Here is a 21,315-nt window from a genome sequence, read left to right on the forward strand (position 1 = left end):
CCCGCTCCGGCCGGGCGGGCGCCCGGCGCGGGGGTGGCCGCGCGCGCGCGCCGCGCGCGGGCCGGACGGGGTCAGTCGCGGCGGCCCCGGTTGCCGGGGCGGCTGGCGACCCAGGCGCGGATCGTGTCCGCGTACCAGTAGGGCTTGCCCGACTCCACGTGGTCGGGGGCCGGCAGCAGCCCGTGCTTCCGGTAGGAGCGGACCGTGTCGGGCTGCACCCGGATGTGTGCGGCGATGTCCTTGTACGACCAGAGCCTTCTGTCCGTCATGCCTGGTACCTCCCTGCGCACCGCGCAGCGGCGGCGGGGGTGCCGTTCGGGGGCGCTGCGGGCGGGCGTTGGCGATCACTGAGCCATTGCCCCCTGCAACGACCCCCTCAGACAGGAGGAGAGCGCCTGTCGTGCGCCTGTGACGGAACACCCGCGTAACGGAGACATGTGTGACACCGAGGGGACGGGCGTGACGAGAACGGAGCATGGGGAGACCGGTGTGTCCCCGTGCGTCACCCCTGGTCAGAGAGGTATGCGCCGGTCACACGCCGCAGGAGCGGAGGAAGCGCCGGGTGCGCAGCGCGATCGGGTACGGGACGTCCGGCTCGCACGGGTACATGTCCTGCTCGACGATGGCGAAGAGGTCCACGTCCAGGGCGGACGCGGCGGCGAGCACCGGCTCCAGCGCGGGCACCCCCGACGGCGGCTCGCACATCACGCCCCGCGCCACCGCGGGACCGAACGGCACTCCCTCGGCCACCACCCCGGCCAGGACCTCCGGGTCCACCTGCTTGAGGTGGAGGTAGCCGATCCGCTCGCCGTACGTCTCGATCAGCTTGACGCTGTCCCCGCCGGCGTACGCGTAGTGCCCGGTGTCCAGGCAGAGCGACACCGCCTCGGGGTCGGTGGCGTCGAGGAAGCGCGTCACGCTCTCCTCGCCGTCCAGGTGGGTGTCGGCGTGCGGATGGACGACGATCCGCAGCCCGTACCGCTCGCGCACCTCCCGGCCCAGACGCTCGGTGAGCCGCGTCAGGTCCTTCCACTGCCCTGCGGTGAGCGTCCGGTCCTCCAGGACCTCGCCCGTGCGGTCGTCCCGCCAGAAGGACGGGATGACGACGAGATGGCCGGCTCCCACGGCCTGCGCGAGGGCCGCGTTCTCGGCGACGTGCGCCCAGGTCCGTTCCCAGACGTCGGTGCCGTGGTGGAGCCCGGTGAAAACCGTGCCCGCCGAGACCCGGAGGCCGCGCCGCGCGGTCTCGTCCGTCAGGACGGCCGGATCGGTGGGCAGATAGCCGTACGGGCCGAGCTCGATCCAGGTGTAGCCCGCGCCCGACACCTCGTCGAGGAAGCGCTGCCAGGGCACCTGCCGGGGATCGTCGGGGAACCACACGCCCCATGAGTCCGGGGCGGAGCCGATCCGGATACGGGACGCGGGCGCGGGCTGCGGTGACGGCTTCGTCATGCCTGTCACCTTGGACGGGTCCCGAGAGCAGCGTCAAGCATGCCGCTCCGGCCCGCCCGGCCCCGTCCTGTCGTCCGAATGTCCGGACATATCGTTGACAGGCCTCCGGGCGGACGGCTAGACCTGGGTGCGGGAAGCCGTGGTGCGAGAGGCCGGACGCGAGAGGTGGCGCGGGTGGAGTCGGAGCCGTACGACCTGATCGCCATGGGCCGCCTCGGCGTGGACCTCTACCCGCTCCAGTCCGGCGTCGGGCTCGACCGGGTCGAGACCTTCGGCAAGTTCCTCGGCGGCTCCCCGGCGAACGTCGCCGTCGCCGCCGCCCGCCTCGGCCGCCGCACCGCCCTCGTCTCCCGCACCGGCGCCGACCCCTTCGGCACCTTCCTGCGCCGGGAGCTCAAGGGCTTCGACGTGGACGACCGCTGGGTGACCGAGGTCGCGGACCACCCCACCCCCGTGACCTTCTGCGAGCTCTTCCCGCCCGACGACTTCCCGCTGTACTTCTACCGGCGCCCCCGGGCCCCCGACCTGGAGATCCACCCGCACGAGCTGGACCTCGACGCGATCCGCGCCGCCCGGGTCTTCTGGGCGACCGGCACCGGCCTGTGCGCCGAGCCGAGCCGGACCGCGACCCTGGAGGCGCTGCGGGCCAGGGCCGGCCGGGAGGTGACGGTCCTCGACCTGGACTGGCGGCCGATGTTCTGGTCCGACCCGGCGGCGGCCCGCCCCTTCTACGCCGAGGCGCTGCGGCACGCGACCGTCGCCGTCGGGAACCTCGACGAGTGCGAGGTGGCGACGGGGGAGCGCGATCCGTACGCGGCGGCCCGCGCCCTGCTCGCCTCCGACAGCGGACGCGGCCTCCGTCTCGCCGTCGTCAAGCAGGGGCCCGGGGGCGTCCTCGCGCTCGCCGCCGACGGGACGAGCGCCCAGGTGCCGCCGCTGCCGGTGGAGGTCGTCAACGGCCTCGGCGCGGGCGACGCGTTCGGCGGGGCCCTCGTCCACGGACTGCTCGCCGGCTGGGACCTCGACACGGTCCTGCGCCACGCCAACGCCGCCGGCGCGATCGTCGCGGGCCGTCTCGCCTGCTCCTCCGCCATGCCCGACCTGACGCAGATCACCCAGGCACTCGCGACCGGAAGCGGCACCCTCCCGGAGAAGGGGTAGGGATCCCGTCATGAGCCCGAGCCCCGCCCGATCCGACTCCCCCCACCGCCCCGACCGGCCCGCCCCCCGAGACCTTTCCGACCGGCCCGCCTCCCAGGACCTCCCTGACCGGCCCGCCTCCCTCCACCTGCCCGCCGGGACCGCCGCCCGCGGCCCGTACGCCGTCGACATCGACCCCGCGCGGGCCGGATGGACGTACTCCGCCCTGCGCGTCCTCACCCTCGGACCGGGGGAGATCCACTCCTTCGGGAGCGGGGATTCCGAATGGGTCGTGCTTCCCCTCTCCGGTGCCTGTAGCGTGCGCGTCGACGGCGAGATCATCGAACTCCTGGGCCGCGCGAGCGTGTTCGACGGAGTGACCGACTTCGCCTATGTACCGCGCGACGCCCACGCCCAGATCGCCTCCGGTGCGGGAGGCCGCTTCGCTTTGGCAGGAGCGAAGTGCGAGCGACGACTCCCCGCCCGCTACGGCCCCGCGCCGGAGGTTCCCGTCGAGACCCGGGGCAGCGGCAACCGCGCCCGAGAGGTGCGGAACTTCGCCTCGGCCGACGCCTTCGACTGCGACCGGCTCATCGCCGTCGAGGTCGTCACGCCCGGCGGCAACTGGTCCTCCTACCCGCCGCACAAGCACGACGAGCACCGCCCCGGGACCGAGTCCGTCCTCGAGGAGATCTACTACTACGAGATCGAGGGCCCGCACGGCGTCGCCTACCAGCGGATCTCGCCCTCCCGCCCCGGTGGCGCCGACCTCCTCGCCGAGGTCCGGGACGGCGACGCCGTCCTCGTGCCCGACGGCTGGCACGGCCCGTCGATCGCCCAGCCGGGTCACGCTCTGCACTACCTCAACGTCATGGCGGGCCCCGGACCCGAGCGGGAGTGGAAGATCTGTTTCCATCCGGACCACACGGAGGGGTACGCATGAGCATCCGGCTGACCGTCGCCCAGGCGCTCGTGCGCTTCCTCGCCGCCCAGTACACCGAGCGCGACGGGGAGCGGCGGCGGCTGATCGCCGCCACCTGGGGCATCTTCGGCCACGGGAACGTCGCCGGGATCGGCCAGGCCCTCGTGGAGGGCGTCGGGGGAGCCGAGCACGCCGGGGGCGCGGGGGACACGAGGGCCGCCGGGCGCTCCGGGGGCATGCCCTTCCACCAGGGCCGCAACGAACAGGCCATGGTCCACGCCGCCGTCGGCTACGCCCGCCAGTCCCGACGGCTCTCCGCGCACGCCGTCACCACCTCCATCGGCCCCGGCGCCACCAACCTCGTCACCGGCGCCGCCCTCGCCACGATCAACCACCTCCCGGTCCTGCTCCTCCCCGGCGACACCTTCGCCGGCCGCCCCGCCGACCCCGTGCTCCAGCAGCTCGAAGTCCCCTACGCGGGCGACGTGTCGGTCAACGACTGCCTCCGTCCCGTCTCGACGTACTTCGACCGGGTGGGACGCCCCGAGGCCCTGGTCCCGGCCGCGCTCGCCGCGATGCGGGTCCTCTCCGACCCCGTGCAGACCGGCGCGGTGACCCTCGCGCTGCCGCAGGACGTGCAGGCGGAGGCGTACGACTGGCCGGAGGAGTTCTTCGCGGAGCGGGTCTGGCGGGTCCGCCGGCCCCGTCCGGACACGGCCGAACTCGCCGCCGCCGCCGAGGCGATCGGGAACGCGGAGCGCCCGCTGATCGTCGCGGGCGGCGGCGTGCGGTACAGCGGCGCCGAGGACGCCCTCCGTACGTTCGCCGAGCGGACCGGCATCCCCGTCGCCACCACCCAGGCCGGCAAGGGCGCCCTGCCCTACGACCACCCCTGCGAGACCGGCGGCATCGGCCACACCGGCAGCGCCACCGCCAACGCCCTGGCCGCGAGCAGCGACCTCGTCATCGGAGTCGGCACCCGCTACACCGACTTCACCACCGCCTCCGGCACCCTCTTCGCCGGGGACACCCGCTTCGTCAACCTCAACGTCGCCGGCTTCGACGCCCACAAGCTGGCGGCCCTGCCGCTCGTCGCCGACGCCCGCGAGGGCCTCACCGCGCTGACCGGGGCGCTGGGAGACCACCGGCGGGAGACGGCCGGATGGGCCCGGTCCAAGCGGGAGTGGCAGGAGCGGATCGACGCGGCCTACGCCGTCCCCGACGAGGACGCCCGCCCCACCCAGGCCCAGGTCCTCGGCGTACTCGACACTCTGGTCGACGGCAGCGACATCCTGATCAACGCCGCCGGCTCGCTCCCCGGCGACCTCCACAAACTCTGGCGGACCCGCTCGTCCGACCAGTACCACGTCGAGTACGGCTACTCCTGCATGGGGTACGAGATCCCCGCCGCCCTCGGCGTCCTGCTCGCCGCCCCCGAACGGCCCGTCTGGGCGCTCGTCGGCGACGGTACGTATCTGATGAACCCCACCGAAATCGTCACCGCCGTGCAGGAGCGCCTCCCCCTGCGGCTGATCGTCCTCCAGAACCACGGCTACGCCTCCATCGGCGGCCTCTCGGAGGCCGTCGGCGCCGAGCGGTACGGCACCGACTACCGTCACCGGGACGCGGACGGCGGTTTCACCGGCCCCCCGCTCCCCGTCGACCTCGGCGCCAACGCCGCCTCCCTCGGCATGCGGGTGCTGCGCCCCCGCACCGTGCGTGACCTGCGGGAAGCCCTCGCGGACGCACGGGAGGCGACGGTTCCCACATGTGTCTACGTCGAGACCGAAACGGCAGACACTGTGTCGGGCCCGCCCCCGGCCCAGGCGTGGTGGGATGTGCCCGTGGCCGAGACCTCGACCCGCCCGTCGGCGGTCAAGGCCCGGGAGGAGTACGACCGGCACGTCACCGCCCGACGCCGCCATCTCTGAAGGAGCATTTCGTCATGACGAACACCGTCAAGACCGTCGACCACTGGATCGGTGGCAAGACCGTCGAGGGCACGTCGGGCAACTGGGGCCCGGTCACCGACCCGGCCACCGGCGCCGTGACCACGCGCGTCGCACTCGCCTCCGTCGAGGAGGTGGACGCCGCTGTCGCCGCCGCCAAGGACGCCTACCGCACCTGGGGCACCTCCTCGCTCGCCCAGCGCACCACCATCCTCTTCAAGTTCCGCGCGCTGCTCGACGCCAACCGCGACGCCATCGCCGAGCTGATCGTCGCCGAGCACGGCAAGGTCCACTCCGACGCGCTCGGCGAGGTCGCCCGCGGCCTGGAGATCGTCGACCTGGCCTGCGGCATCACCACCCAGCTCAAGGGCGAGCTCTCCACCCAGGTGTCGAACCGGGTGGACGTGGCGTCGATCCGCCAGCCGGTGGGCGTCGTCGCGGGCATCACGCCCTTCAACTTCCCGGCCATGGTGCCGATGTGGATGTTCCCGATCGCCATCGCGACCGGCAACACCTTCATCCTCAAGCCGAGCGAGAAGGACCCCTCGCCCTCCCTGAAGATCGCCGAGCTGCTCGCCGAGGCGGGCCTCCCGGACGGCGTCTTCAACGTGCTGCACGGCGACAAGGTGGCCGTGGACCGGCTCCTGGAGCACCCGGACGTCTCCGCGATCTCCTTCGTCGGCTCGACCCCGATCGCCCGGTACATCCACACCACCGCCTCCGCCAAGGGCAAGCGCGTCCAGGCGCTCGGCGGCGCGAAGAACCACATGCTGGTCCTCCCCGACGCCGACCTCGACGCGGCGGCCGACGCGGCCGTCTCGGCGGCGTACGGCTCCGCCGGCGAGCGCTGCATGGCCATCTCGGCGGTCGTGGCCGTCGGCGCCATCGGCGACGAGCTGGTGCAGAAGATCCGCGAGCGCGCCGAGAAGATCAAGATCGGCCCCGGCGTCGACCCCACCTCCGAGATGGGCCCGCTCATCACGGCCGTCCACCGCGACAAGGTCGCCTCCTACGTCCACGGCGCTGCGGACGAGGGCTGCGAGGTCGTCCTCGACGGCACCGGATACACGGTCGAGGGCCACGAGAACGGCCACTGGATCGGCCTCTCCCTCCTCGACCACGTGCCGACCACGGCCAAGGCGTACCAGGACGAGATCTTCGGCCCGGTGCTCTGCGTGCTCCGCGCCGACACCTACGAGGAGGGCCTCGCCCTCATCAACGCCTCGCCGTTCGGCAACGGCACCGCGATCTTCACCCGCGACGGCGGCGCGGCCCGCCGCTTCCAGCTGGAGGTCGAGGCCGGCATGGTCGGCGTGAACGTGCCGATCCCGGTGCCGGTGGGCTACCACTCCTTCGGTGGCTGGAAGGACTCGCTCTTCGGCGACCACCACATCTACGGCAACGACGGCGTGCACTTCTACACCCGCGGCAAGGTCGTCACCACCCGCTGGCCGGACCCGTCCGAGGGCCCGACCGGCGTCGACCTGGGATTCCCGCGCAACCACTGACGCCACCGGCGTGAGCAGGGCCCCGGGGGTGCGGACCACCGCAACCCGGGGCCTTCCGGGTGTCCGGGGCGGCCGCGGATACCGCACCCGTGGTACGCGGCGCACGCACCGTACGACTCCAGGAGGGCGGGCGGCTCCGCCCCGGGACAGCCGTGCTCCGCGGCGGGCCCGCTTAGGCTCGAACCATGCGACTCCGACTTCCCCGGTGGGCCGCGGTCACCGCCGTCCTCGCCGTTCTCGCGGGTGCCGGCACCTGGACCGCCGTCGCCTCGGACGATCCTCCGCCCGTGCACCGCGCGGACCGGATGCTCGACCTCGACGGCACCCGGCTCGACACCTCGTACTTCACCGGCGACGGTGACGGGCGCCGGCCCGCGGTCCTCCTCGGCCACGGCTTCGGCGGCTCCAAGGACGACGTCCGCGCCCAGGCCGAGCAGCTCGCCCGCGACGGTTATGCCGTTCTCACCTGGTCCGCCCGCGGCTTCGGCGCCTCCGGCGGCGAGATCGGCCTCAACGACCCCGACAACGAGGTCAAGGACGCGCGGAAGCTGATCGACTGGCTCGCCGCCCGGCCCGAGGTCCTCCTCGACAAGCCCGGCGACCCCCGCGTCGGCGTCACCGGCGCCTCCTACGGCGGCGCGATCTCCCTGCTCGCCGCCGGACACGACCCGCGCGTCGACGCCATCGCCCCCCAGATCACCTACTGGAACCTCGCCGACGCCCTCTTCCCCGAAGGCGTCTTCAAGAAGCTCTGGGCCGGGATCTTCTTCTCCACCGGGGACCGGCCGGACGCTGTGGCGGCCCCGGAGACGGGAGCCGGGACGGACCCCGGGACAGCCCCGGGCACCGGATCCGGCAGGAGCGCGGGGAAGCCCACCGCCCCCGGCAAACCCGCCGCCTGCGGCCGGTTCACCGCCGAGCTGTGCGAGCTCTACCAGCGCGTCGCCGTCTCCGGGAAGCCCGACGCCGCCGCCCGCGCCCTCCTGGAGGCGCGCAGCCCCTCCGCCGTCGGCGCCCGCGTCAAGGTGCCCGCCCTCCTCGTCCAGGGCCAGTCCGACTCCCTGTTCACCCTGGCCCAGTCCGATGCCATGGCCCGGACCCTCACCGCCAACGGCGCCCCCGTCGCGGTCGACTGGATCTCCGGCGGCCACGACGGCGGCGACCGCGAGACCGAGCGGGTCGAGCGCCGCATCAACACCTGGTTCGACCGCTGGCTGAAGCGCGACACCTCCGTCGACACCGGCCCCGCCTTCCGCGTCAGCCGCACCGGCGGCGTCGACTCCACCGACGGACAGGCCACCCTGCGCGCCGCGACCGCCGACCGGTACCCGGGCCTCACCTCCGGCACCACGGCCGTCCCCCTCGCCGGGCGCCCGCAGTCCTTCGCCAACCCCGCCGGAGCCGCCCCGCCCGCCGTCTCCGCCGTCCCCGGCCTCGGCGGCGGAGTCGCCGGACTCTCCTCCCTCGGCGTCGGCCTCTCCCTCGACTTCCCCGGTCAGCACGCCCGGTTCGACGCGAAGCCGCAGACCGAGCCGCTCCGCGTCACCGGCACACCGACCGTCCGCGTCAAGGTCACCTCCACCGCCGCCGACGGCTCCGCCGTCCTCTTCGCCAAGGTGTACGACGTCGGGCCCGACGGCCGGCAGCAGGTGCTGCCCGCCCAGCTCGTCAGCCCCGTCCGCGTCGACGGCGCCAAGGCGGGCAAGAGCGTCACCCTCACCCTGCCCGCCATCGACCACGAGGTGGAGGCCGGACACCGGCTCCGGCTCGTCGTCGCCGCCACCGACCTCGGCTACGCCTCCCCGGTCGTCCCCGCCGGCTACACCGTCGCCGTCGAGAGCCCGCTCACCGTCCCGACCGCGTCCGGCCTCGACACCCAGGCCGCCGTACTGCCCTGGTGGGTCTGGGGCCTGCCGCTGATCGGCCTCGCCGTCGCCGCCGCGCTGCTGCTCACGGCCCGCCGCAGGGTCGCGGCCCCCGCGCCCGACCCCGCGCTCGCCGCCGTACCGCTCCAGATCACCGGGCTCTCCAAGAAGTACAAGGGCGGTGACCGGTACAGCGTCCGCGACGTCTCCTTCCGCGTCGAGCAGGGCCAGGTCCTCGGCCTCCTCGGACCCAACGGCGCGGGCAAGACCACCACGCTGCGCATGCTGATGGGCCTGATCACCCCCGACGAGGGCGAGATCCGGGTCTTCGGCCAGGCCATCCGGCCCGGCGCCCCGGTCCTCTCCCGGGTCGGCTCCTTCGTCGAGGGCGCCGGCTTCCTGCCGCACCTCAACGGCCGGGAGAACCTCGACCTGTACTGGAAGGCCACCGGCCGCCCCGCCGAGGACGCCCACGTCGAGGAGGCCCTGCGGATCGCGAACCTGGGCGGCGCCCTCGACCGGGCCGTCCGCACCTACTCGCAGGGCATGCGGCAGCGCCTCGCCCTCGCCCAGGCCATGCTCGGTCTGCCGGACCTGCTGATCCTGGACGAGCCCACCAACGGACTCGACCCGCCGCAGATCCGCGAGATGCGCGAGGTGATGATCCGCTACGCGGCCGACGGCCGGACCGTCATCGTCTCCAGCCACCTCCTCGCCGAGGTCGAACAGTCCTGCACCCACCTCGTCGTCATGGACCGCGGACAGCTCGTGCAGGCGGGCCCCGTCGCCGAGATCACCGGCTCCGGCGACACCCTCCTCGTGACGGTCGCCGAGCACCGGGCCGAGGGCTCCGGAGCCTCCGGCGTGCCCCCCGTCCCCGTCCTCTCCGACGCGCTCGTCGAGAAGATCGCCGCCCTGCCCGGCGTCGGCGCGGCCACCCGCGCCGACGGCGGACTCCTGGTCCGTCTCGACGGCGCCGACGCGACCGCGCTCATCGGCGAGCTCGTCCGCCTGGACGTACCGCTCACCGGGGTCGGACCGCACCGGCGCCTCGAAGACGCGTTTCTGACCCTGATCGGAGGCGGAGCCGCATGAGCACCCCCACCACCACCCGCCCGGTCACGGAGACGGCCCCCGCCGACTCCGCCCCCGGCTACCGCGCCGGGCGCACCCTGCCCCTGCGGGTCGAGGCGCTCCGGCAGTGGAAGCGCCGCCGCACCCTGATCATGGGCGGCATCCTGGTCGCCCTGCCGTTCATCCTGATCATCGCGTTCGCGATCGGCGGCGAGGACGGTGACCGCGGCGGCCGGATCACCCTGATGGACACGGCGACCGCCTCCGGCGCCAACTTCGCGGCGACCTGCCTGTTCGTCTCGGCCGGTTTCCTCCTCGTCATCCCGGTGGCGCTGTTCTGCGGGGACACCGTCGCCTCCGAGGCGAGCTGGTCCTCGCTGCGCTACCTGCTGGCCGCGCCCGTGCCCCGGTCCCGGCTCCTCGCCTCCAAGCTGACGGTCGCCCTCGCCTACAGCGCGGCCGCCATGGTGCTCCTGCCGCTCGTGGCCCTGGCCGCCGGCACGGTCGCCTACGGCTGGGGGCCGCTCCAGCTGCCGACCGGCGGTTCGGTGCCCGCCGGGGACGCGCTGCTGCGGATCGGGATCGCCGTCGCCTTCGTCTTCGCCTCCCAACTGGTCACCGCGGGCCTCGCCTTCTGGCTGTCCACCCGCACCGACGCCCCGCTCGGCGCGGTGGGCGGCGCCGTCGGCCTGACCATCGTCGGCAACGTCCTGGACGCGGTCACCGCCCTCGGCGACTGGCGCGAGTACCTGCCCGCGCACTGGCAGTTCGCCTGGATCGACGCACTCCAGCCGCAGCTGGAGTGGGGCGGCATGGTGAAGGGCACGGCGATCTCGCTGACGTACGCCCTCGTCCTCTTCGCGCTCGCCTTCCGCGGCTTCGCCCGGAAGGACATCGTGTCGTAGGTCCCGAGAGGGAAGACCCCGGGCGAGGAGACCCGGCCGAGGCGCCCCCGAGCCAGGCCCCCGGCCGAGGAGCCCCGAGCGAGCGTCACGGTCTTCTCACACCCACCCCCTTCGAGCCGCTTCCGCGCCCGCGCGGAAGCGGCTCGTCGTGCCGAGGGCCGTCATCAGCTCGCCCACCCGCCGGCTGTACGTCCGCGCGGACATCCCGAGCCGGGCCGCCGCCGTCTCGTCCGTGAGCCCCGCCAGGAGGGCGTCGAGCACCGGACGCAGCTGGGGCGGCAGATCACCGGGCGGCGGCGGGGGCGGCGGCGCGTACGCCGGATCCTCGGCCGTCACCCAGCAGGCGTGGTGCGCCCGGGCGAGCGCCTGCACCACCACCGGGTCCCGGATCAGCAGCAGCCCGTTGTAGAGCAGCTCCAGGTCGAGCGGGATCGCCGCCACCGTCCGGTCGACCACGATCATCTTGAACGGGATCGACTCCGTGAGACGGGCCCGGCCGGGACGCCCGAGTGCCCCTTCGAGCCGGGGCAGGGCGTGCCGGGGCACGATCCGTCTGACCTCCTCGGCCCGCTCCGCCGCGGCCCGCATGCACGCTCCCGCCAACTCCAGGAACGGCTCGGGGATGGCGCAGGCCGCGGAGGCGACCGGGTCGTCGAAGGTGAGGAGTTCGTACCGGGTGGAAGCGGCCAGCCCGGCGAGCGCCGCGCTGATGCGCCGCGCACCCCGGACCGGACGCCCCGCGGGCCGCTGTCCCTCGGTCGCGGCCCGGTTCATCGCCGAACGGGCGAGCATCACGGAGCCCGCGCTCTCTGCCACCGCTGACCACCCCGCCCGATCGATGTCTACTCCATGTACGCATGCGACTGCACACGGTGACAACCCCTGTTGAGAAGGATGGCGAATCCATGCCACCCGCTGTCATCCCGGTCGCCGTTGCCGCATCGAGATGCATCCGCAACTCCTTCGAAGGCTCCCAGCGGGCCTCTCGTTCGTCACATTCACAAGTGCCTTATCCAGAGGGGGAGATGAGATGGAACGACAGGACAGGACGGCGGACGGACGCCGCAGGACCCGTTTCCCGGCCATGGTCGCGGGGCTGCTCGCGGCCGGACTGGCCGTCGGCGGCTGCGGCGCGGGCGGTGACGGAAACGCCGCCGACCACTCGGGCCGCGAGACCGGCCGGACCGCCCCGGCGGCCCCCGACGGCGGCGGGAGCGCGCGCCCCGACACCGCGTACGAGGAGGGGAAGGAGGGCGAGGAGCGCTCCCCGGTGCCCGCCCCCGACTACCTGTCCACCTTCGCCCTGGACGTGGACACCGCCTCGTACGGCTACGCCCGCCGGACCCTCGCCGAGGGGCGGCTGCCCGATCCGGCGACCGTGCGCCCCGAGGAGTTCGTCAACAGCTTCCGCCCCGACTATCCGCGCCCGGCGGACAACGGTTTCAGCGTGACCCTCGACGGGGCCCGCGCCGGGAGCGACGGCTGGTCCCTGGTCCGGGTCGGGCTCGCCACCCGCGGGGCCGACCGGACGGGCGAACGGCCGCCCGCCGCCCTCACCTTCGTCGTCGACGTCTCCGGTTCCATGGCCGAGCCGGGCCGGCTCGACCTGGTCAAGGAGTCCCTCGGGCTCCTCGCGGACCAGCTCCGCGACGACGACTCGATCGCGCTCGTCACCTTCAGCGACGAGGCCGAGACCCGGCTGCCGATGACCCGGGTGGGGGAGGCGCGCGGCCGGATCCGCGAGGTCGTGGACTCCCTCGCGACCAGCGCCTCCACCAACGTCGAGGCCGGCGTCCGCACCGGCTACGACGTGGCCGTCGAGGGGCACCGCGAGGGTGCCACCAACCGGGTCGTGCTGCTCTCCGACGCGCTGGCCAACACCGGCGCCACCGAGGCCGGGACGATCCTCGAACGCATCGACGAGGAGCGCAGGGAGTACGGGATCACCCTCTTCGGTGTCGGCGTGGGCAGCGAGTTCGGCGACGCGTTCATGGAGCAGCTGGCCGACCGCGGCGACGGCCAGACCACGTACGTCTCCAACTCGGCGCAGGCCCGCAAGGTCTTCGTCGACCAGCTGCCCGCCCATGTCGAGCTGCGCGCCCGTGACGCCAAGGCGCAGGTCGCCTTCGACCGGCGGACCGTCGAGAAGTTCCGGCTGATCGGTTACGAGAACCGGGAGGTCGCCGACGAGGACTTCCGGAACGACCGGGTCGACGGCGGCGAGATCGGCGCCGGTCACACCGTCACCGCGCTGTACGCGGTGCGGACCAGGCCCGGGGCGACCGGTCAGGTCGCCACCGCCACCGTCCGCTGGCTCGACCCGCAGACCCGGGCGCCGCGCGAGCGCTCCGGCGCCGTCGGCACGTCCGGGCTCACCGGCGACATCTGGGGCGGCGGTCACGACAGTCTGCAACTGACCGCGATCAGCGCCTACTTCGCGGACGTCCTGCGCGGCGGCACGCTGCCGGGCGCGCCGGGGCTCCCCGCGCTCGCGGAGCGTGCCGAGGCGATCGCCGGGCGCTCGGGTTCGGCCGTGGTCCGGGAGCTGGCCGACGCCGTGCGGCAGGCGGACGGGCTGTTCGGGAGGACCGGGGGTCCGGAGCGGTCGCCGGGCGAAGGGGCCTCGGGTGAGGGTGAGTTGAGGTCGGGTGATCCGTACAGCTGACGCGTGGGGCGGGTGGCGGGCCACAATGGCCGCATGGCTTCCCTGCTGCTCGCCCTCGCCGTCGGATGCACCGGGCTGTACGCCGGTTTCATGCTGATCTTCCAGACCGGAATCATGCCCGCGCTCGCCCGTCTGACGGACGCCGAGTTCGTCACGGCGATGCGCCGGATCAACGAGGCCGTGCCGAGGGGCGTGTTCCTGATCGTCTTCCTCGGCGTGGTCGCCCTGCCCGCCGCCGCGTTCTTCGTCCCCGGCGACGGCCGTACGGACACCCAGAAGTGGCTGGTCCTCGCGGGGCTCGTGTGCGCGGCCCTCAATCACGCGGTCACCCTCGGCGGCAACATCCCGCTCAACAACGCGCTGGCCGCCTCGGAGGCCACGGGCGACGAGCCGGCGGCCGTCCGCGCCGCCTTCGAGAACCGCTGGAACGGTTTCCATCGCGTCCGTACGGCCCTGATCGTCGCCGCGTTCGGCCTGCTGACCGCCGCCGCCGTGCTCTGAGGACGCCCCCCGACCGACCCTGGCAGCCCGTGGAACCGTACCCCGCGGGCTGTTTCTGGCGTGATCTCGTGCGTGTCGACCCCTCGGGCATCCACGAGGACCCCACGAAAGCGTACCTACGAGTCCGGAAACAGTCTTCCGGCGTGTGTTGGTCTGCGCCAGTGACGAAAATCTTACGCTCTTATATCCCAACAAACGGGGTGAATCACCCCGATATCCGGGGTTGGGATTCCGTACCCTCCGGTTTCTTATTGACATGCCTACGGGGGTCTTTTCTAATCATCGAAGTCATCCCGCACGCTGACACCGCACAGGCACTGAGGGGGCAAGGTGGACGTCCGGATTCTGGGGGGACTGTCGGTACGTGAGCACGGGGTGTCCATCACCCCGACCGCGGCCGCTCCCCGACAGCTCCTCGCCCTGCTCACGGCCAGCGCCGACCAGGTCGTCCCCGTGACGGTCCTCACCGAGGAGCTGTGGCCGTCCGGCGCCCCTCGCGGCGGTCGCGCCGAACTGCAGGGTCACATAGCCGAGTTGCGCGCCCTCATCGCCGGCGCGCTGCGCGGCGCGGATCCGACGGAACCCCGCCCCGGCTGGTCCGAGCGGCGCACCGCGGACGCGATCCTCGTCTCCCAGCCCGGCGGCTACCGGCTCGACACCGGTGGCGGCGCCCACGACGTCTGGCAGTTCGAACGCGCGGCGGGCGCCGGCTACCGGGCCATGGAGGCCGGCGACCTCTCCCGCGCCGCACTCCGACTCGGCGAGGCACTCGCCCTGTGGCGCGGCGAACCCTACGCGGGCGTCGCGGCGGGCCCCCGCCTCCGAAGAGAGATCGAGCGCCTCGAAACCTCCCGGCTGAGCGTCCTCGACCAGTGGGTCGAAGCTCAGCTCGGCCTCGGCCGGCACGCCGAACTCCTCTCCGAGCTCTCCGGACTCGTCGCCCGCTACCGCACCAACGAGCCGCTCCACGCCCACTACATGGTGGCCCTACTCCGCTGCGGACAGCCCGACGAGGCCCTCACCGTGTACGAGCGGCTGCGCCTGGCGCTGAAGGGGGAGAGCGGCATGGAGCCCTCGGCGCGCCTCCGCCGCCTCCAGCGCTCGGTCCTCGCCGTACGGAACACCGCGATCCGCCCCGTGTACGCTCCCCGGATCCCCGCCCAGTACAGCCCCGTCCGGGCCGGGCTCGTCCCGGCGGGCTCCGTCGGCTGACCACCTGACGGAACGGCGGGACCGCGATGCGGACCGCCGTGGGAGCGGTGACGTCACGACGGGACCGCGACCGGGAATGAAGTGCCGCAACTCACCGTTGACCGACTCCCGAAGCCGAATTAGTTTCGGCGAGCAGTACGGGTTTCCTCCCAGGTGCCCGATTTCGCTCGACCACGGGGGTACGGGGCCATGACGTTGCACGGCGCGGACGGAGCCGGTGGTGCCGACGCGCTGCTCACGGTCCTCGAACTACTCGCCCGGCAGGCCCCGCCCGCCCGCTTCGACGCCCTCCTCGACGAGGCCCGCCGCTCCGGACTCGCCGACGGGGAACTGGCCCGCCTCGAACGGGCCGTCGCGCTCGCGGGCGAGGTCCACACCGGGCGCGAGCACGAGGCGCGCCGCGAGGCCGGACTCGCCACCCTCACCGACACCGCCCGCGACCTGACCTTCTCGTACGACCTCGACAGCCTGCTGCGCGTCATCACCCGCCGCGCCCGCCGGCTCCTCGGCCTCGACCTCGCGTACGTCACCCTCCGCGGCCCGGACGGAGCCTGCCACGTCCACACCACGGAGGGCTCCCGCACCGGCGGCACCGAGGGGCCGCGGCTCGCCCCCGGGCTCAGGATCGCCGACGGGTACGGTCTCGGCGGCGCCGTCCAGCTCCACGGCGAGCCCGTCTGGACGGCCGACTACCTCGCCGACGAGCGCTTCGCCCCCTCCGGCTCCCTCGACGCCGGCGTCCACGCCCCCGACTTCGACGAGGCCGCCGAAGCGGCCCTGCGCGCCGAGGACCTGCACGCGATCATGGCCGCGCCGCTGCGCAGCGGCGACACCGTGATCGGCGCCCTCCACGGCGCCGACCGGCGCGTCCGCGACCACACCTCCGAGGAGATCGGGCTCCTCGCCGCCCTCGCCGACCTCGCCGCCCTCGCCGTCGAGAAGGCCGGCCTCCTCGACCGCACCCGGGCCGAGGTCTCCGAGCTGGAACGCGACAGCTCCCGGGCCCGCACCAGCCTCACCCGGATGCGGCACGTCAGCGAGGCCCACGGCCGGATCATGAACCTCGTCCTCGCGGGCGGCGACCTGTGCAACGTGGCCAAGGCGGCCGCCGACGCCCTCGACGCCACCGTGATGATCCGCGACCAGGGCGGCCGCTGCCTCGCCATCGCCGGCGACTTCCCCGGCCTCGACGAGGAGGCCGTCGCGAAGGCCTCGCTCGACGCGCACGCCCGCCGCCGCCCGGTCCCCGCCGCCGACGACACCTGGGTGGCCCCCGTCATCGCCGGCTCCGAGGACCTCGGCGGCCTCGTCGTCCGCGCCGCCGGCGGCCTCACCGGCGAGGACGAACGACTCCTCGAACTCGCCGCCCAGTCCGTCGCCTTCCTCCTCCTCATGCGCCGCTCCACGGCCGTCGCCGAGGGCCCCGTCCGCGACGAACTCCTCGACGACCTCATCGCCGACCCGCCGCACGCCCCGCAGCAGATCGCCCAGCGGGCCCGCCGGCTCGGCGTCGACCTGCGCAAACCGCACGTCCTCGTGGTCGCGCGCCCCGAGGGCGGCGAACAGGGCCGGGCCGTGGTCTGGGCGTCCTCGTACGCGTACCGCCTCTCCGGCCTCAAGACCGTGCAGGGCGGCTGCATCGTGCTGCTGCTCCCGGGGATCGACGCCTCCGCCGCCGCCAAGGCCGTCGCCGCCGAACTGTCCCCGCTGCTCGGCCACCCCGTCTCGGTCGCCGCCGCCGGACCCGGCCAGAGCCCGGACGGCGTCGCGCGGATGCACCAGGAGGCCGGACGCTGCCTCGACGCGATGAGCGCGCTCGGCGGCAGCGGCTCGGCGGCGTCCGTGCAGGACCTGGGCTTCCTGGGGCTGCTGCTCTCCGACGACAACGACGTCGACGGCTTCGTCGAGGCGGCGATCGGGCCCGTACTCGACTACGACGCCGAGCGGTTCACCGACCTCACCCACACCCTGGAGGCGTACTTCGCCTCCGGCGGCAGCCCGACGAACGCGGCCGAGGCGCTCCACGTCCACCCCAACACGGTCTCCCGCCGCCTGGAGCGGATCGGCGAACTCCTCGGCCCGGAGTGGCAGAAGCCGGGCCAGGTCCTGGAGGTCCAGCTCGCCCTGCGGCTCCAGCGCACCCGGGAGGTCCTGGCCCGCGGCCGCGCCGCGACGGACCCGACCCGCCCACTGCCGGGCCCGCCGGAGCGCAGTACGTGAGGCCGGGGCGAGGTGCCTGACACCGGCGCGCGACGCCCGGCCGACGGGCCCCGCCGCTCCGCGTGACCAACCGTCCGCCCGCCGTACGACCGGCCCCGGTCGGGCCCGCCGTACGACCGGCCGCCGGTCAGCTCGCCGTGCGTCCCGAACCGTAGGTGGGGCCGTAGGACGACTCCCAGTCGGTGGCGGCCATGACCGTCGCCGCGTGGGCGGCGGAGGCCAGCGTGATGTGCCGGTGCCAGCCGCGGAACGAGCGGCCCACGAAGTCCCGCAGCCCCGCCCCCTCCCCGACCTCGACGAAGTCCCGCTCCACCCGGCGGGCCAGCTTCGTCAGCCGCAGCAGCGAGCCGACCGGCGAACCCGTCAGATCGCTGATCCACACCCGTGCCGGGGCGCGCCGGGGATCGTCCCACTCGCCGAGCAGCACCAGCGGACGCATCCGCTCCCCGCCCGGGGTGGGCAGTGCCACCCGGACGGCCGTGGCGAGCGAGGTCCGCGAGGTCCGCGCGCCGGCCACCGTGTCCACCCAGCTGACCGGCCTGCGCAGGCCCTTGAGCGACTCCAGGATCTGGACGGCGGACAGCGGGCCCGCCCCGAATCCGGGCAGCGAACGGTCGGCGATCGCGAGGCGGGAGCCCGGACCGATCCGCGCCACGACCGGCACCCCGGCCCCGGCGAGCCGGGTGAGGGCCGCCCGCCCCGCACCGCCCCGGATGTCGAGCAGCACCGGCTTGCGGGTGACGTCGGGCCAGCGGGCGGTGTCGAGCGCCGCGGCGACCGCGCACTCCTCCAGCGTCTCCTCGCCGGCCTCCTGGGGAACCTCCGCACGGTCGCGCCGCGTGCGGTCGTTCACCCAGGGGTCCGGCAGGAACAGACGCCAGTTGACGGGAACGCTCAGCTCGTCGCTCGCGAACCACACGCCGAAGGCCTGCTGGCCGTGGAAGACCTGACCGCGCTCCGGGTCGAAGCGCCGGTCCACGCCCACCGAGTGCTCCCCGGCCTTCGGGATCGGCATCGGCCGCACCACCCAGGCCTGCGGGCAGCTGTTCCGCTCCAGGTACCGGGCGAGCTCCGCCCGCATCGGCTGCCAGTCCCAGGTGGAGCTGGAGACGAAGTGGTGCAGGCTCTGCTCGGCGGCGGGGCCGCCGATCTGGGCGGCGATGTTACGGATCGACTTGCGGCCCTGCGCGGTCAGCAGGCCGTGCAGGTACTGCTCGGCCTTCAGACGCTGGTCACGGCGCGGAAAGCCGGAGAACAGCGCGGCACACAGCTCGGCGTAGACGTCCTCGCGCGAGCCGGCCGCGCCGACGGACCTGACGACGCCCAGGGGACCGGCCGGGGGAACAGCCCCGGTGGTGGCCCTGCGCTTGGTTGCGACGGATGTACTCACGACACTCCTGCCCGAAGGTTGCGCAGCTCCCTCCCGCTGCTCCACCACCGTCGCCCGTACCCGCCCCCGGGGACGAGGTGTACCCGGCACCCGAATCGGCCGCCGGATGGTGGCCGGACCACCTGTCGTCGTGTCGTCGCAGGTCACAGGGGTCTCCACCACCCCTGCCCGGACCCTCACCAAGGGCTTGCGGAATACCCCGCGGGGGGATCTGACAGACTCACCGGCCCGGCTTTGACCGGTTGCAGGGCGTGGCCGGACCATCGCAGAGCGAGGCTGCACGGGCCGGACCCCGGTTAATGCCCCAGGCCGGGGGCCGTGCCTGTGCGCCTCGCCTTGAACCGTCCCGCGCGTCCGTCCTCGTACCCTGTGACGCATGGGACTGCGCGCCGAGCTGCCGGTCGTCGCGGTGGTGGCCGTCGGCGGCGCGCTCGGCGCATCCGCCCGCTACGGCGCGGCGCTCCTGTGGCCGACGCCCGAAGGCGCCTTCCCCTGGACGACGTTCGCGGTGAACGCGAGCGGCTGCGCGCTGCTCGGCGTCCTGATGGTCCTCCTGACGGAAGGCGCGGCGGCGCCGCACCCGCTTCTCCGGCCCTTCCTCGGGGCCGGATTCTGCGGCGGGTTCACCACCTTCTCGACGTACAGCCTCGAATCGGAGCGGCTGCTGAGCGCGGGCGAACCGGTCCGCGGACTGCTCTACCTGGGCGCGACCGCGGTCACCGCGCTCGCCGCCGTCCTGGCCGGGGTCACCGTCACCAGGGCCGTACGGACAGGGGCGCCGCGCGCGTGAACTGGCTGCTCGTCGTCGCCGGAGCCGCCGTCGGCGCGCCCCTGCGGTACCTCACGGACCGCGCCACGAAGGCCCGGTTCGGCCCCGGCTTCCCCTGGGGCACGTTCGCGGTGAACGTCGCCGGCTCGTTCCTGCTCGGTCTGCTGACCGGGGTCGCCTCCACCCAGGCGCACCTGCTGCTCGGCACGGGCCTGTGCGGGGCGCTGACGACGTACTCGACCTTCTCGTACGAGACGCTGAAGCTGTACGAGGACGGGGCGAAGGGGTACGCGGTGCTCAACGTCGCCGGGAGCCTGGCCGCCGGACTCGGAGCCGTATGGCTGGGAGTCCGGACGGCCGGGCTGCTCTGAGGCGGAGCGTCAGGCGGTGATCCAGTCGCTGGTCGCGATCACCGGCTGGACGCCGTCACGGTGGATGGTGCCCTCGATGAGGCCGTACATCCGGTCGGCCGCGAAGTACACCTCGTTCTCGTTCTTCAGCCCGAACGGCTCCAGGTCCACCAGGAAGTGGTGCTTGTTCGGGAGGTTGAGCCGGACCTCGTTGACCGTGGAGACGTGGTCCAGGACCCGGTCCGCCATGGCGTGCAGGGTCTGCTGGAGCGAGTAGCTGTACGTCTCCGCGAACGCCTCCAGCATGTGGCGCCGCACCTTGTCGTACGAGCGGTCCCAGTCGTGATCCTCGTCCGCCGCCGCCGGCGCCGAGTTCGCCCACCGGGCGGTCACCTTGGTGGCGAGGATCCGGTCGTACGCCTCCTGGAGCGTCGTGTACCGGTCCTTGATGAAGCCGTGGAACTCGGAGTTGGTCGAGTTCATGACCGTGAGCTCCTTGAGGCCCGAGAGGACCTGGAGCCCGGTGTTCTCCGAGTAGGTGATCTGCGCGGTGCGGACCTCCTGCCCCTTGCGGACGAAGGAGTGCTGCTCCTTGCGCGACGGTACGGAGATCCGCTCCCAGGCGTACTCCTCCACCCGGATCTGCGCCTCGTGGATCACCGGCTGCGAGGTCACGAAGTGCCGCGCGAGGAGGATGCCGAAGGCCTCGGGGGAGGCCACGCCGTGCTCCTTGGCGAAGGCGTAGACCGTGTTCTTGGTGGTGTCGGTCGGCAGGCAGTTGCCGTTGTCGCCGGTCAGATGGACGTCGCGGTACTCACCGCGCAGCGCCACCGACACGTTCAGATCGCGGATCTCGTGCCACGAGCCGTCGCTTCCCTTGCGGGTGACCGTGACGATGCGGTTCTCGGCCTTGCCGTACTGGTTCTGTGCCAGGACGTGCTTGCTCATCTGCTGCTCAGCTCCTGCGGGTACGTGGATACGGATATCCCGTACGCCCGGCGTCCAGCGCCCCCCCCGTCGTCCTGAGGGTCCGCTCCCCGCCGTCCGACCCGTGAACGGCGGGCCGCCCCGGGACTGACGAGCATCCCGGTCCGTAGGTTTCGCTCGAAGATATGTGCACTTCCGGTCACTGGCAATGGGGAGGGCCCTCGGAAAGATCCCCGGGAAGGGCGCGGGGACGGGCGCGAGGGAGGCCACGGGGAGGCCTTGGGGAGGGCTTCGCGTAGGGGAAGCGTCAAGACGGGCATTCGTGGCGTTAGGGGCACGTCAACGGAGGCGGCGAGCGGTCCGAGGAGAGGTTTCCTCATCTCGTCCGAGAATCCGTTCTTCCTTCTTCCTGCATCCGGGAGCTCACGATGGCCGACGTGGCCTTCGTCGTCACCACGGTCGCGAT

17 protein-coding genes are annotated in these 21,315 nt (G+C 73.4%); 12 read left to right on the forward strand and 5 right to left on the reverse strand.

From position 1 onward, the window contains the following. Nucleotides 1–71: 71 nt before the first annotated feature. Both ABT129_RS36650 and ABT129_RS36655 read right to left on the reverse strand, forming a co-directional pair. Complete coding sequence (locus tag ABT129_RS36650; protein ID WP_015033732.1) at nucleotides 72–269, reverse strand: helix-turn-helix transcriptional regulator; 198 nt, start codon at nucleotides 267–269, stop codon at nucleotides 72–74. 262 nt (nucleotides 270–531) lie between these two features. Next, nucleotides 532–1,452: a sugar phosphate isomerase/epimerase family protein gene (locus tag ABT129_RS36655; protein WP_351910351.1), complete on the reverse strand. Its 921-nt coding sequence runs from the start codon at nucleotides 1,450–1,452 to the stop codon at nucleotides 532–534. Between the two features lie 204 nt (nucleotides 1,453–1,656). Between ABT129_RS36655 and iolC the strand changes: the two genes are divergently transcribed. The 6 genes from iolC (at nucleotide 1,657) to ABT129_RS36685 (ending at nucleotide 10,815) form a co-directional block, all read left to right on the forward strand. Further along, on the forward strand, nucleotides 1,657–2,613 hold the full coding sequence (gene iolC, locus ABT129_RS36660) for a 5-dehydro-2-deoxygluconokinase (RefSeq protein ID WP_502982033.1): 957 nt from the start codon (nucleotides 1,657–1,659) through the stop codon (nucleotides 2,611–2,613). A gap of 10 nt (nucleotides 2,614–2,623) precedes the next feature. Then, nucleotides 2,624–3,535 (forward strand): 5-deoxy-glucuronate isomerase, encoded by a 912-nt coding sequence (gene iolB, locus ABT129_RS36665; RefSeq protein ID WP_351910355.1) that lies wholly within the window; start codon nucleotides 2,624–2,626, stop codon nucleotides 3,533–3,535. After that, nucleotides 3,532–5,445 (forward strand): 3D-(3,5/4)-trihydroxycyclohexane-1,2-dione acylhydrolase (decyclizing), encoded by a 1,914-nt coding sequence (gene iolD, locus ABT129_RS36670; protein ID WP_351910357.1) that lies wholly within the window; start codon nucleotides 3,532–3,534, stop codon nucleotides 5,443–5,445. The genes iolB and iolD overlap by 4 nt, the downstream gene beginning before the upstream one ends. A 14-nt stretch (nucleotides 5,446–5,459) precedes the next feature. Then, nucleotides 5,460–6,971, forward strand: a complete 1,512-nt coding sequence (mmsA, locus tag ABT129_RS36675) for a CoA-acylating methylmalonate-semialdehyde dehydrogenase (RefSeq protein ID WP_351910359.1) — start codon at nucleotides 5,460–5,462, stop codon at nucleotides 6,969–6,971. A 185-nt stretch (nucleotides 6,972–7,156) separates the two neighbouring features. Then, a complete protein-coding gene (locus ABT129_RS36680) occupies nucleotides 7,157–9,931 on the forward strand; it encodes an alpha/beta fold hydrolase (RefSeq protein ID WP_351910361.1) in 2,775 nt (924 codons plus the stop codon). Continuing rightward, nucleotides 9,928–10,815, forward strand: coding sequence for an ABC transporter permease (locus ABT129_RS36685; RefSeq protein ID WP_351910363.1), 888 nt, complete (start codon nucleotides 9,928–9,930; stop codon nucleotides 10,813–10,815). The genes ABT129_RS36680 and ABT129_RS36685 overlap by 4 nt, the downstream gene beginning before the upstream one ends. A gap of 96 nt (nucleotides 10,816–10,911) precedes the next feature. Here ABT129_RS36685 and ABT129_RS36690 read toward each other — a convergent pair whose 3' ends face one another. After that, complete coding sequence (locus ABT129_RS36690) at nucleotides 10,912–11,631, reverse strand: helix-turn-helix domain-containing protein (protein ID WP_351910365.1); 720 nt, start codon at nucleotides 11,629–11,631, stop codon at nucleotides 10,912–10,914. Nucleotides 11,632–11,845: 214 nt separating this feature from the next. Between ABT129_RS36690 and ABT129_RS36695 the strand changes: the two genes are divergently transcribed. The 4 genes from ABT129_RS36695 to ABT129_RS36710 all read left to right on the forward strand — a co-directional run bounded on the left by ABT129_RS36695 (nucleotide 11,846) and on the right by ABT129_RS36710 (nucleotide 17,413). After that, on the forward strand, nucleotides 11,846–13,480 hold the full coding sequence (locus tag ABT129_RS36695) for a vWA domain-containing protein (RefSeq protein ID WP_351910367.1): 1,635 nt from the start codon (nucleotides 11,846–11,848) through the stop codon (nucleotides 13,478–13,480). A gap of 33 nt (nucleotides 13,481–13,513) precedes the next feature. Continuing rightward, on the forward strand, nucleotides 13,514–13,981 hold the full coding sequence (locus ABT129_RS36700) for an anthrone oxygenase family protein (RefSeq protein ID WP_351910369.1): 468 nt from the start codon (nucleotides 13,514–13,516) through the stop codon (nucleotides 13,979–13,981). Between the two features lie 330 nt (nucleotides 13,982–14,311). Next, on the forward strand, nucleotides 14,312–15,193 hold the full coding sequence (locus ABT129_RS36705; RefSeq protein ID WP_502982032.1) for an AfsR/SARP family transcriptional regulator: 882 nt from the start codon (nucleotides 14,312–14,314) through the stop codon (nucleotides 15,191–15,193). Between the two features lie 189 nt (nucleotides 15,194–15,382). Next, a complete protein-coding gene (locus tag ABT129_RS36710) occupies nucleotides 15,383–17,413 on the forward strand; it encodes a helix-turn-helix domain-containing protein (protein ID WP_351910373.1) in 2,031 nt (676 codons plus the stop codon). Between the two features lie 127 nt (nucleotides 17,414–17,540). Here ABT129_RS36710 and ABT129_RS36715 read toward each other — a convergent pair whose 3' ends face one another. Further along, nucleotides 17,541–18,803, reverse strand: coding sequence for an IS701 family transposase (locus tag ABT129_RS36715; RefSeq protein ID WP_351910375.1), 1,263 nt, complete (start codon nucleotides 18,801–18,803; stop codon nucleotides 17,541–17,543). A gap of 376 nt (nucleotides 18,804–19,179) precedes the next feature. On the opposite strand from ABT129_RS36715, the gene crcB (ABT129_RS36720) reads away from it, so the two are divergent. Continuing rightward, entirely contained in the window at nucleotides 19,180–19,593 is a 414-nt protein-coding gene (gene crcB / locus ABT129_RS36720; protein WP_351910377.1) for a fluoride efflux transporter CrcB, read from the forward strand. After that, a complete protein-coding gene (gene crcB / locus ABT129_RS36725) occupies nucleotides 19,590–19,943 on the forward strand; it encodes a fluoride efflux transporter CrcB (protein WP_351910379.1) in 354 nt (117 codons plus the stop codon). The genes crcB (ABT129_RS36720) and crcB (ABT129_RS36725) overlap by 4 nt, the downstream gene beginning before the upstream one ends. A gap of 9 nt (nucleotides 19,944–19,952) precedes the next feature. Here the strand turns inward: crcB (ABT129_RS36725) and pucL are convergent, their stop codons facing one another. Then, nucleotides 19,953–20,870: a factor-independent urate hydroxylase gene (gene pucL, locus ABT129_RS36730; protein ID WP_351910381.1), complete on the reverse strand. Its 918-nt coding sequence runs from the start codon at nucleotides 20,868–20,870 to the stop codon at nucleotides 19,953–19,955. Between the last annotated feature and the right edge of the window lie 445 nt (nucleotides 20,871–21,315).

Origin of the sequence: Streptomyces sp. NPDC002057 (genome assembly GCF_040296665.1) — a bacterium.
In the GTDB taxonomy this organism is placed as follows: domain Bacteria; phylum Actinomycetota; class Actinomycetes; order Streptomycetales; family Streptomycetaceae; genus Streptomyces.